Origin of the sequence: Nocardia wallacei, assembly GCF_029869545.1 — a bacterium.
GTDB lineage: Bacteria > Actinomycetota > Actinomycetes > Mycobacteriales > Mycobacteriaceae > Nocardia > Nocardia wallacei_A.
Genome location: NZ_JARWQD010000096.1, coordinates 1 through 12262 on the forward strand (window position 1 = coordinate 1; position 12262 = coordinate 12262).

At 69.9% G+C, this 12262-nt stretch carries 11 protein-coding genes and 1 pseudogene; 8 read left to right on the forward strand and 4 right to left on the reverse strand.

The window, feature by feature from the left end; all coding sequences use genetic code 11:
• Window positions 1-22 precede the first annotated feature (22 nt).
• Window positions 23-418 (reverse strand): annotated as a pseudogene (locus QH290_RS06260) (FAD-dependent oxidoreductase); the annotation flags it as partial.
• 147 nt (window positions 419-565) lie between these two features.
• Between QH290_RS06260 and QH290_RS06265 the strand changes: the two are divergent.
• Window positions 566-1288, forward strand: coding sequence for a GntR family transcriptional regulator (locus QH290_RS06265; protein WP_280264592.1), 723 nt, complete (start codon window positions 566-568; stop codon window positions 1286-1288).
• 35 nt (window positions 1289-1323) lie between these two features.
• Here the strand turns inward: QH290_RS06265 and QH290_RS06270 are convergent, their stop codons facing one another.
• Entirely contained in the window at window positions 1324-3534 is a 2211-nt protein-coding gene (locus QH290_RS06270; protein WP_280382228.1) for an ATP-binding protein, read from the reverse strand.
• Window positions 3535-3743: 209 nt separating this feature from the next.
• On the opposite strand from QH290_RS06270, the gene QH290_RS06275 reads away from it, so the two are divergent.
• Window positions 3744-4262, forward strand: a complete 519-nt coding sequence (locus QH290_RS06275; RefSeq protein WP_280382229.1) for a hypothetical protein — start codon at window positions 3744-3746, stop codon at window positions 4260-4262.
• An 82-nt stretch (window positions 4263-4344) separates the two neighbouring features.
• Here QH290_RS06275 and QH290_RS06280 read toward each other — a convergent pair whose 3' ends face one another.
• The gene (locus QH290_RS06280; RefSeq protein ID WP_280266286.1) at window positions 4345-5352 is read right to left on the reverse strand and encodes an LLM class flavin-dependent oxidoreductase; all 1008 of its coding nucleotides are present in this window, start codon (window positions 5350-5352) and stop codon (window positions 4345-4347) included.
• Between the two features lie 60 nt (window positions 5353-5412).
• A complete protein-coding gene (locus QH290_RS06285; RefSeq protein ID WP_280266287.1) occupies window positions 5413-6330 on the reverse strand; it encodes a helix-turn-helix domain-containing protein in 918 nt (305 codons plus the stop codon).
• 272 nt (window positions 6331-6602) lie between these two features.
• On the opposite strand from QH290_RS06285, the gene QH290_RS06290 reads away from it, so the two are divergent.
• From QH290_RS06290 to QH290_RS06315, 6 genes are all read left to right on the forward strand, one after another.
• Window positions 6603-7433, forward strand: coding sequence for an SAM-dependent methyltransferase (locus QH290_RS06290; protein WP_280266288.1), 831 nt, complete (start codon window positions 6603-6605; stop codon window positions 7431-7433).
• Window positions 7434-7459: 26 nt separating this feature from the next.
• Window positions 7460-7933: a hypothetical protein gene (locus QH290_RS06295; RefSeq protein ID WP_280266289.1), complete on the forward strand. Its 474-nt coding sequence runs from the start codon at window positions 7460-7462 to the stop codon at window positions 7931-7933.
• 76 nt (window positions 7934-8009) lie between these two features.
• Entirely contained in the window at window positions 8010-8903 is an 894-nt protein-coding gene (locus QH290_RS06300) for an SAM-dependent methyltransferase (RefSeq protein ID WP_280266290.1), read from the forward strand.
• Between the two features lie 39 nt (window positions 8904-8942).
• Window positions 8943-9650 (forward strand): DUF6081 family protein, encoded by a 708-nt coding sequence (locus QH290_RS06305; protein WP_280266291.1) that lies wholly within the window; start codon window positions 8943-8945, stop codon window positions 9648-9650.
• 38 nt (window positions 9651-9688) lie between these two features.
• Window positions 9689-10552, forward strand: a complete 864-nt coding sequence (map, locus tag QH290_RS06310) for a type I methionyl aminopeptidase (protein ID WP_280266292.1) — start codon at window positions 9689-9691, stop codon at window positions 10550-10552.
• A gap of 71 nt (window positions 10553-10623) precedes the next feature.
• The gene (locus tag QH290_RS06315) at window positions 10624-12258 is read left to right on the forward strand and encodes a cobyric acid synthase (RefSeq protein ID WP_280266293.1); all 1635 of its coding nucleotides are present in this window, start codon (window positions 10624-10626) and stop codon (window positions 12256-12258) included.
• Window positions 12259-12262: the final 4 nt, after the last annotated feature.

The following is a 12262-nucleotide window of genomic DNA, read 5'->3' on the forward strand; positions in this document are numbered from 1 at the left end:
CCTCTTGGTCCTAACTTTCCTGGCCGGAAATTAATTTGCCCCGAAACGCGGGATCCAGCGCGCGTACCGGTTCGGGATGTAGATGTTCTAAACCGGGCTGGGCCGCGGTGGGCCGGGCCGGGGGGGCCTCGGCCACCGCGAGTTCGGCCTCGGTGCGCACCAGCGTGATCGAACCGGCCGGGCGGAAGCCGACGCCGGGCACCTTGCCGCCGATCTCCTCCCAGAGCCGGCGCGACCGCAGCGTGATCTCCAGTTCGTTCGCGCTGCGCCCGGAGACCCAGACCAGGCCGAAGTTGCGGACGGTGGCGCCGCGGGCCTGCGCCTCGCGTTCCAGCTGCACGACCTCGTGCCCGCGGCCGATCGCGGCCAGGGCGTGCGCGGTGCCCAGGATGCCGCCGCCGATGATGACCAATCGCATGCCGACCATGATGGGCAATGGTCTAGACCGTTGGGTGTTCCCCGTGCGAACGCTGGGTTAACAATTGGTATAGACCAATTGAGGTACGCTGTGGGCATGGACGCAACCGAGGTGACAGCGGTGACGCCCGTCACCGGCACCGACGAAATGCCCGGCGGCCGTGCGGATTCGGAACACCGGCTGCCCAAGACCTACCGCGTGCGCACGCAGATCGAGCACATCATCGGCGGGCTCGAGGAGGGCGATCCGGTGCCGTCCGAACGCGAGCTCGCGGGCCGGTTCGAGGTGGCGCGCGAGACGGTGCGCCAGGCCCTGCGGGATCTGTTGGTGGAGGGCCGGATTCGGCGGCAGGGCCGCGGCACCGTGGTGTCGCGCCCGAAGCTGGTGCAGCCGCTGTCGCTGCGCTCCTACACCGAGGCGGCGATCGGGCTGGGCCGCACGCCCGGCCGCGTGCTCGTGGGCTGGGACGACGTGCCCGCCGATGCCGATACCGCCGCGGCGCTCGGCGTCGCGACCGGCACGCCGATCATGCACCTCGAGCGCATCCTGCTGGCCGACGGCGAAAAGATCGGCCTGGAAAGCACTTTCCTCACCCGGGAGCGTTTCGGCGGGCTCCGCGCGCACTACGACCCGACCACCTCGCTGTACGCCGCGATCCGCGCCGCGGGCGTCGTCTTCGACTCGGCGCGCGAGCGCATCGAGACGGTGCTGGCCTCCCCGCGCGAGGCGGCCCTGCTGGAATGCACCACCGCCCTCCCGATGATCCTGCTGCACCGCCGCACCGTAGACACCGACGGCCGCCCCGTCGAACGTGTCCGCGCCCTCTATCGCGGCGACCGCATAGCCTTCGAAGCCACCCTCCGCGAATAGCCGAAGCCCCTGTCGCGCAGACCTTGTCGTCCCGGCTAGCCCGGCAGTGGGCTGTGGTGCCGCGGCGCCGCGGCGGGTGTTCCGTCGCGGCCGATCTCGGTGCGTTGCGGAGGGTCGGATTCGGTCACGATGGTGAGCAGGAGCGATCGGCCGGGAGGCAAGGCGCGCACGGTGATTCGTCCGTCCGCGGCGCGGACCGCCGCTGTCGCCGCGTCGATCGTGCGGGTGCGGATGTCGGCGGACACCCCGTCGAGGCCGCCGTCGTCGAGGAGCGTGACCGTGATGCCCCGGCGCCGCGCGCCGCGGGCGGCGTCGACCATGTCGGGGGTGTCGAAGCACGGTGCGCGCAGCCGGTCGCGCAACTGGGCCTCCAGCAGGGCGCAGTCCTGCCTGCGCGCCGCGTCGGGCGGTTCGCCCGAGGCGATCAGTTCCAGCATCGGGCGCGCCGTCCGATCCAGGTAGGACAGCTGGCGACGGCGTTCGCGGTCCCGGGCGGCGATGCGCGCCTCGGCGCCCGCATGCCTGGCGACCTCGGCGCGGGCGTGATGGAACGACCGCAGCATCGGCCGCATGTACAGGGCGAAGCCGGTGGCGGCGAGCACGGTTCCGGTGGTGACCGCGGCTCCGTCGATCGCCGCGGCGGTCCCGGCGCCGGTGGCGGCGAAGACCGCCGCGGCCGCCACGAGGCCGAGCCAGGCCGCGGCGATGCGTCCCCGAATGGCAAGCAGCGCAAGCACATACGAATAGGCGACGAGGATCCACGATTCGTGGTGGACGAAGTGTTCGGGCGGGTGGATCCGGATCGCGAGCGCGGCGGCGGGGCCCGCGAGGACCGCGACGGCGGTGGCGGCCCGCGGCAGCGGGTCGTGCCGGGCGATCAGCACGACCGCCCCGGCCACGCCGACGAGTCCGTATCCGGCGATCGCCGCGTGGGGATCGGCGCGCCCGGACAGGTAGCCGACCATCACCATCGCGACGGCCGCCTCGAGCAGGATCAGCATCGCGAGCCCGGAACCGCCGCGCAGGCTGATCAGCGCGGGCAGGGGGGTCTCGGCCGGTGCGGCGCGCAGCCAGCGCAGGGTGACGACGGTGCCGCGGCCCGGCCGCGACTCGACGACCGCGTCCCCGCCGGGCAGGCGGCGCATCCGCGCGACGATGCTGGACCGGATTCCCAGGCGATCGCTCGCCACCCGCCGCGGGTCGAATCCCGCTCCGTCGTCGCCGATCCGGACGGTCGCCCCCGCGTCGTCGATGACCACCAGCACCGTCCGCACCACCTCGCGGCGATCCGTTCCGCTGTGCCGCACACTGTTTCGGACCGCCTCGGCCAGGGCGGCGGCGAGCGCGGACACCACATCGCCGGGCAGTTCGGCCGCGTGCGGAGAAACTCGTGTATCGACTGTGATGTCGCCGCCCACCTCGAGCGCCGCGACCCGCAGCGTCTCGACAGCGGTTGGTACCGCGACCTTTTCGGCGTCATCGTGTGCGCTGTCGTCGAGCTGGCGCAGGGTGCGCGTGGCCGCCGGGACCAGGGTGGCGCGGCCGTCGCGCGCGGCGTCACGCAGGGTGGCGAGCACATTGTCGTGGATGAGACCGGCGAAGCGGGACCGCTCCCGATCGGTGGCCTCCGCCGACGCGGCGACCGCCGCCTGCCGCACCGTCGCCGCCGTCGCCGCGTCGAGTTGCACTGCCGCGCGCAGGATCGCGGCCGTGAGACAGGCGAAGAACCCCTGCATCACCCAGGTCCGCGCGAGACTCTCCCCGACGCCGTGGATGCTCGCGCCGCCCGTGACGTAGAAGTCCACCGCCACCGCGACGACCCCGGACAACACCAGATTGACCGGCCACGCCCGCCGCCACACCAGCACGCCCGCCACCGCGGACGCGGCGACCAGGGGCGGCATCCACGTGCCCGCGGGCCCGAAGACGCCGAACTCACCGGCCAGCGGCAGTGCCGCGACGCCCGCGGGCACCGCCGCGGCCTGCAGCGCGGCGGCGACGCCCACCGCCCGGCCGCCCAGCGCGACGCCCGCCACGATCAGGGCCGACCCGGCCACCGAAACCAGCGTGACCACCAGCGGAGTCCACCAGGCGGCGAGGAGGTCGGCCTGGGCGGTGATGGTCCGCCGGTGGGTGAACACCCACAGCACGCTGCCGACCCCGGCCGCCACACCCATCGCCCGTCGCGCCCGTTCCTCGGCCCGCCCGGCCACCGGACCGGACGGGCGGATCCGTATCACGCGCATCAACCCCGCTGCCCTCTCGTCGCCGCGGAGTGTCGTCCGTCGGCGTTTCGCTATCGGGAAGGCTAACCGCCCGGCTGGGCACCTGTCCCGACACGCCGACCACGCCGATAACCACAAGATTGCCAAATGGAATTATGTCCCGCCCCTATCGTGGGACTGCACGAGATCGACCCGATGCGAAACACACCGAGACCAGTAAGGACTCCCACATGATTCGCAGTGTCGTCACGCTCGCAGCCGCCGCGGGCATCATTGTCGCGCCGGTTGCCGCCAATGCCGAGCAGCCATCCCCGCCGCCCTCCGGCAGCGCCGGGAATTTCCAGCAGGAAGACGAGGGCGAGGTCGAGAACGGGACCCCGGGGGCGAACGGCGCGAACCCGCGCGAAAAGAAGAACGGGGAAGCGGGTGATTCCGGCCGCAGCCGTGATCAGCGTCCCTCCACCGAGGGCAACGGGACCACGGGCGGCGGCACTGAGAGCGGCAGGGGTGCCCGGTACACCCAGGACGAGGAGGAGGCACCCCCATCCGAGGGAGGGAGTGAGGGCGGCGAGGGCGGCGACACCGAGTCGCCGAGCGTCTCCGGCCAGGACTCGCAAATCAATAATGAGAGCCAGGGCAGTAAGCCGACCTTGGCCCCAGACGTTCACAACGACGGGGCCGGAACCAACAACGAGAGCCGCTCCGGAAATCAGCTCCCGTATCCCAACCCGTACCCCAGGAGCAACTGAGTCACGGTCCCGCGCGGTCGCGGACCGTCCCCGGATTCCCGGCGTCCCCGGAGCTCTCGCGGCACCGGGGACGCCGCCTTTCTCAGCGCACCTGTGGCGCCACCTTCGCCCCGAGCAGTTCGATGGCGTGCAGCACCTTGTCGTGCGGCAGCGTGCCCACGCTCGGGTGCAGCATGAACCGGTCCAGGCCGAGGGTGTCGCGGATATCCGCGACCTTCTCGGCGACGTGGTCGGGGTTGCCGACGAACAGCGAGCCGCCCGGCCCGCGCAGGGCGTCGAACTGGGTCCGCGTCATGGGCCCCCATCCGCGTTCGCGGCCCAGTCCGCTCATGGCGGCGGCGTAGGGCTCGTAGAAATCGGCGACCGCCTGCTCGTCGGTGTCGGCGAGGTAGCCGTGGGCGTGCACCGCGACCGGCTGCCGCTCGTGTCCGCCCTGTTCGAGCGCGCGGTGATACAGGTCGACCAGCGGCCGGAACCGGGCGGGCGCACCGCCGATGATCGCGATCGCCAGCGGCAGGCCGAGCAGTCCGGCCCGGGCGACCGATTCGGGGCTACCGCCGACCGCGATCCAGACCGGTAGCGGCCGATCGGTGCGCGGATACACGATGGTGTCGCGCAGCGGCGCGCGGAACTTGCCCGACCAGGTCACCGGCCCCTCCTCGCGCAGGTGCAGCAGCAGTGCCAGCTTCTCGGCGAACAGTTCGTCGTAATCGCCGAGGTCGTAGCCGAACAGCGGGAACGACTCGGTGAACGAGCCGCGCCCGGCCATCAATTCGGCCCGGCCGTTCGACAGCGCGTCCAGGGTGGCGAAGCGCTCGTACAGGCGAACGGGATCGTCGGAGCTGAGCACGCTGACCGCGGTGGTCAGTTGAATGCGCTCGGTGCGGCCCGCGATGGTCGCCAGCACCATCTCCGGCGCCGACGCCGCGAAGTCCTCGCGATGATGTTCGCCGACGCCGTACACGTCCAGCCCCGCCCGCTCGGTGGCCACGGCCTCCTCGACCACCTGGCGCAGCCGCTCACCCGCGTTCGGCGCGGGGCGATCGCCGACGGCATGCCGTTCGGCGAAGGTCGTCAGTCCCAGTTCCATGTGCCCGTCCTCGCTCGGCTCTCGGAGTTGTCGACAGGCTAAACGGACCGTGGTCCGGATCTATTCCGCGGCGCGGTCCAGCCGATCGTGGTCGCGCATATCGCGCCGGACGGCGGTGAGGAATTCGATGCTGGCCTTCGGTGGCAATGCCTGCACGCTGAGCTGGTCCATCGCCGACATGTAGGCCTGCACGTCGCGCGGCTTGTCGAGATACACCGAGCTGGTGAGCTGTTCGGTGTAGACGACGTCGGCCAGTTCGGGCTCGCGGAAGCGCAGGATGCTGAACGGGCATCCGGGCGAGGCGGACCCGCCCGCGCTGAAGGGCAGCACCTGGATGCGGACATTGGGCAGCGTGGCGGCCGCGTGCAGCAGGTGGTCGATCTGCTCGCGCATGATCCGTGCCCCGCCGACGGGGCGCCGCAGCGCGCTCTCGTCGATCACCGCCCACAGCGTCGGCGCCTCGCGCCGGGTGAGGATCTGCTGGCGGCGCATGCGCATGGCGACGCGGCGCTCGGTCTCTCGGGGCGGGCCCGGGGCGACGATGGAGCGGGTGTACTCGGCCGTCTGCAGCAGGCCCGGGATGAACTGGGGTTCGTAGGTCCGGATCGTCGTCGCGGCGTGCTCGAGTCCCAGGTAGGTCTCGAACCACGACGGCAGCAGGTCGTTGTAGGTGTGCCACCAGCCCGGCTGGTTGGCGCGGCGGACCATGTCGAGGTAGGTCTCCCGGCGTTCGGGATCGTCTACGCCGTAGAGGGTGAGCAGGTCCCGGACGTCGCGTTCCTTGTAGCCGGTCTGACCGCGTTCGAGCCGGGTGATCTTGGCGTGCGAGCCGCGGATCGCCTCGCCCGCGTCCTCACGGCTGATCCCGCAGTCCTCGCGCAGGCGGCGCAGCCAGCTGCCGAGCGCGATCCGCAGCACCGTGGGACCGCGTTCGGCCACGGCCGGTTCCACGTCGTCGTTGTCGTGCCCGTTGGTCATGGACCGCCTCCGGTCGCAGTAGTGATGTCGATCGTCGTCAAGGGGAACCCGCGTCGCCACCCCCGCGGTTCGCGAATTTTACCTGTCGGCACTTCAATTCAGGAAACTCGTCCTCGGCCGCACGTCCGGGAATGTCATGTCATCGGGCCGGACGGGATGTGAATATCTTTCGGCGGCAACAAGATTGATTACCGAATATCCCGGGCGTGTCGACAATCGGCCGCCGTACACTGGCCCGCGTCGCAAACGGCCTGCTGAGGGACGGGGTAGTCATGGCGTCGACACACGAGATCCCTACCGGTGGTATCGATCCCACGGTGCCGAGTATCGCTCGCGTGTACGACTACGCGCTGGGCGGTGAAAATTGGTTCGACATCGATCGTCAGGTATTCGAGCATCTGCGAACGGTGGTACCCCACCAGAGCGATGTCGGTCGCACGAATCGGCGGTGGCTCGAGCGCGTGGTGCGTTATGTGACCCGGGAAGCGGGAATCGACCAGATTCTCGATCTGGGTAGCGGACTGCCCACGCAGAAGAATACGCACGAGGTCGCGCAGGAACTCGGGCGCAAGGTGGAGGTGGTGTATGCCGACAACGATCCGGTCTGTGTCGCGCGCGCCCGGGAACTGCTCGAGGCCGATGACGACACCCATTTTCTCGACCTCGATCTGACCGCCCCCGCGGCGGTGCTGGCCGATCCCGATGTCCGGCGCCATCTGGATCTGGACCGGCCGCTGCTGCTGATGCAGTGCGGCACACTGCATCACGTCGAGGACGACGGCGACCCGGCGGGCATCATGCGCGAGTACATACGCCTGCTGCCGTCCGGTTCGTACGTGATGATCAGCCACTTCTTCGACCCCGGCGACGAGGACGAGCAACTGCACGAGCTGGCGCGCCGCGCCGAGCGGGCCCTGCACGACGAGGGCCTCGGGACGGGGCGCTGGCGCACCCGCGCCGAGCTGGAGCCGTTGTTCGACGGGCTCGAGCTGCTGCCGCCGGGCCTGGTGCCGCTGCACCGGTGGTGGCCCGGTGGGCCGGCGCTGCGTGAACCCTGGCCGGAGGAGCGGCTCATCGCCGGGGCCGTAGGTCGCAAACCCTAAGTACCGCAACATCATTGGAGTCACTCATGACATCGTCCGACACGGCGGTCACCGATCAGGAGATCCGCGCCAAGCTCACCGATATTCTCCGCAGCACCAGCATCGACCTGGCCACCTCGAAGGACGGCGTCAACTGGTGTTCGAACGCGTTCTTCGCGGTGCTGCACGACGACCCGTTCGTGCTGACCCTCGTCCTCGAGTCCGGCGGCCGCACGCTCGACTGCGTGCGCGCGAATCCGAACATCGGCGTCAAGATCGTGCCCGAGGGATTCCTGCAACCGTTCGCCCAGGGGCTCGGGACGGCCGTGGTGCGCGGCGCCGCCGACCGCGAGGAGACGTACGAGGCGCTGCGGCGCAAGGAGCCTCGGATCGAGCCGTTCCTGGCGACACCGGTCGAACCGATCGCCGTCACCGTCGACTGGTGGCGGGTCACGCATGTGGAAGGCGGCTGGCTGCCCGGCCGGGTGCTGGCGCGCGACGACGCATCCCGTCCGCGGTAATTGTCGATTTCGTTGCCGCGCATCGCGTGTGGTCCTAGGCTGATGAGTCACATCACTCCTGCTCAGAGAGGCTGACATGTCCGACGTGTCCCAATCCACCCCGGTCACCGGAGTGCGTGTGCCGGTCGGTGTGGACACCGAGCGGGCGAGTATCGCCCGCGTCTACGACGCCACTCTCGGTGGCAAGGACAACTACGACGTCGACCGCGTGGTCCGGGACAAGGTCGCCGAAATCGCCCCGCGCCAAAGCGAAGTCGCGTGGATGAACCGCCAGTGGCTGCACCGGGTGGTCCGGTACCTGTCCGGCCCGGCCGGTATCGACCAGTTCCTCGACATCGGCGCGGGCCTGCCCACCGTCGGCAACACCCACGAGATCGCGCAGCAGCAGAACCCTTGCGCGGCAGTGGTTTACGTCGACAACGACCCGGTCTGCAACGTGCACGGGCGGGTGCTGCTGGAGAGCAACGAGTACACCCATTTCGTCCCCGCGGACCTGACCGAACCCGATACGCTGCTGGCTCACCCCGAGGTCGGCGCGCACCTCGACCTGACCCGGCCGCTGGCGCTGATCCTGTGCGGCATCCTGCACCACGTCGACGATGCCCTCGATCCCGTCGGCATCATGCGCCACTACATCGACGCCGTCCCGCCCGGCTCCTACGTCGCGATCACGCACTTCTGGGATCCCGCCGACGGCTCCGACGCCCACGATATGGCGATCGAGCTCCAAAAGCGGTTCATCACAGCGGGTCTCGGCTCGGGCTGGTATCGCACCCGGGAGGAGATCGCGGCCTTCTTCGGTGATCTGGAGCTGCTCGAGCCGGGCCTGGTCGAACTCGACGACTGGTGGCCCATGGGCCCCGCGCTCGAACCCCGGTGCACCGAGAAGCGGCTGCTGCTCGGTGGGGTGGGCTACAAGACCGCCGGGCTCGATGCGGTCGTGACCCCGCTGCGCCGCGCCGCCGACTGACCACCCGAACCCGCCGCACCGCCCGAAGGACGATTCGCGATGCCCCTGTACGACGATCTGTCCGGCCCCGCCCTGCGTGACGACCGCTGGCAGTACCTCCAGGTCCCCCTCGACGAGACGCAGAGCTGGACCTACCGCGAACCCGATGCCAAGACCGATGTCGGCGCGGGCGCCGTCTCGATCCGCATCGACGAGTTCACCCGGTCGCACTCGCAGGTGCAGATACTCGACAACCCGAAGCACCTACTGGTGTCGACCGAGGAGTTCGACCTCACGGCCGGGCCGCGCACCTTCTCGGTGGAGATGACCGCCGAGAACATCGGCGCGACCGGCGAGGACTATCGCGACGGGTTCGCGGCCTTCAACGTTCTGGACATGGCCACCGCCGACGTCTTCGACCTCATCGTCACCAGCCGTCACGCCCACGCCATCCACGAACGCCTGTTCGTGCCCGGGGTCGTCGATCCGGCCGACGCGTTCACCCACGTGGTCCACGCCCCGCTCGCCGGGCTCGATATCGCGCCGGGCGGATTCCACCGCTACGCGGTGACCCTCGACCGCGACGGCCGCACGGTCACCTGGCGGATCGACGGCAGGCCGGTCTTCGTCACGCACCCCGACAGCCTGCCCACGGCGGTCCGCATCGGATTCGGGCTCATCACCCTGCACCCGATCCACGACGGGCGCAGCACATCGCTGCGCGGCCAGGGACTGCACGGGCACTGGCGCAACTTCGACATCGCCTAGGGAAGAGCCACGTCGGCGCGTCCGGATACGCTTAGGACATGTCAGTCCGCACCCGCAAACCGCTCGTTCCCGGAACCCAGTCGCCGATCCGCGAGGTCCCGCGCTCGATCGAGCGCCCGGAATATGCGTGGAAGAAGACAGTCAACGAGGGCCGCGAGCCGTGGGTGCAGTCCCCGGAGACGATCGAGAAGATGCGCCTCGCCGGCAAGCTGGCCGCGCAGGCACTCGAGGAGGCGGGCCGGGCGGTCGCGCCGGGCGTCACCACCGACGAGCTGGATCGCATCGTGCACGAGTACCTGTGCGACCACGGGGCCTACCCGTCGACGCTGGGCTACAAGGGTTTTCCGAAGTCGTGCTGCACCTCGCTGAACGAGGTGATCTGCCACGGCATCCCGGATTCGACGGTGATCGAGGACGGCGACATCGTCAACATCGATGTCACGGCCTACATCAACGGCGTGCACGGCGATACGAACAAGACCTTCCTCGCGGGCGAGGTGGACGAACAGGCGCGGCTGCTGGTGGAGCGCACCCACGAGGCCACCATGCGCGCCATCAAGGCCGTGCGCCCGGGGCGGGCGCTCAATGTGATCGGCCGCGTCATCGAGTCCTACGCCAACCGCTTCGGCTACGGCGTCGTGCGCGACTTCACCGGCCACGGCGTCGGCCCCACCTTCCACAGCGGCCTGGTGATCCTGCACTACGACCAGCCCGCCGTCGAATCGGTGATCGAGCCCGGCATGACCTTCACCATCGAGCCGATGATCAACCTCGGCGGCATCGACTACGAAATCTGGAACGACGGCTGGACCGTAGTCACCAAGGACCGCAAGTGGACCGCCCAATTCGAGCACACCCTGGTGGTCACCGACGACGGCGCCGAGATTCTCACCCTCCCGTGAGTACCCCGCCCAATTCGAGGCTTGCGCCTGTGGGCGGTCACCGACGACGGCGCCGAGATCCTCACCCTCCCGTGAGCACCCCGCCGCGCGGTGCGCTGTTGGTGGCGGGGACTACCTCCGATGCCGGGAAAAGCGTTGTGGTGGCGGGGATCTGCCGGATGTTGGCGCGGCGGGGGGTGCGGGTGGCGCCGTTCAAGGCGCAGAACATGTCGAACAACTCGGTGGTGACGCTGGACGGCGGGGAGATCGGGCGGGCGCAGGCGCTACAGGCACGGGCGTGCGGGCTGGAGCCGAGCGTGCGGTTCAACCCGGTGCTGCTGAAACCCGGCAGCGATCGGCGGTCGCAGCTGGTGGTGCGGGGGAGGGCCGTCGACACCGTGGGTGCGGGGGACTACTTCCGGCATCGGCAGCGGCTGCGGCAGATCGTCGTCGACGAATTGTCCTCGCTGCGAGACGAATTCGATGTGGTGATCTGCGAGGGCGCCGGATCCCCCGCCGAGATCAACCTGCGGGCAACGGATCTGGCGAATATGGGCCTCGCACGGGCAGCGGATCTACCGGTCCTGCTGGTCGGCGACATCGACCGCGGCGGTGTGCTGGCCCACCTGTTCGGCACCGTCGCGATCCTGGAACCCGAAGACCAGCAACTGATCTCGGGTTTCGTGATCAACAAGTTCCGGGGTGATGTGGACCTGCTGCGGCCGGGCCTGGACCAGCTGGCCGCGCTCACCGGCCGCCCCACTCTCGGCGTGCTGCCCTACGCCGACGAGCTCTGGATCGACGCCGAGGACTCGCTCGGCACCGTCTCCGACGCCCCGGTCGGGCGCCCGCGACCGCCGGTCGGCACCGAGTGGTTGACGGTCGCGGCGATCCGGCTGCCCCGCATCTCCAATTCCACCGATGTCGAGGCGCTCGCCTGCGAACCGGGCGTCTCGGTGCGGTGGGTGGACGACCCCTCGCGACTGACCGGCGCCGACCTCGTGGTCCTACCGGGCAGCAAGTCCACCGTGAGCGATCTGGAGTGGTTGCGCCGCACCGGGATTGCCGACGCGCTGATCGCCCGCGCCCGGACGGGCGGCCCGATCCTGGGCATCTGCGGCGGCTACCAGATGCTGGGCAAACGCATTCTGGACGAGGTCGAATCCGCGGCCGGGGAAGTCCCCGGGCTCGGCCTGCTGGACCTGGAGATCGAATTCGCCGACCCGAAGGTGCTGCGCCGCACGGGCGGGTACGTGATCGACCGGGAGGCCCCGTCGAGCGGCACCGCCGGTACGCGCACCTACCCGGGCTCGTCGCCCGGCGTCGCCCGGTCGCGGGACAGCGGTACTGCGGCACCCGATGCGCGGATCACGGTGCACGGCTACGAGATTCACCATGGACGCGTACGCCGACACGGCGAGCGGGCCTGGCTGGAACTGTCCGACGGCAGCGCCGAAGGCAGTGTGCGCGGCGCGATCTGGGGCACGCACCTGCACGGCCTGCTGGAGTCCGACGATTTCCGGCGAGCCTGGCTCCGAGACGTCGCAACTCAGGCAGCTCGCACGGGTTTCGTTGCCGCGGAAGATATCTCGGTCACCGCCATCCGCACCGCCCAACTCGACCTGCTCGCCGACCTGATCGAGAAGCACCTCGACCTGAACCAGATCGACCACCTGCTCTCCACCGGCCCCCCACCCGACCTGCCCGTCCTCACAATCGGGCACTGAAACC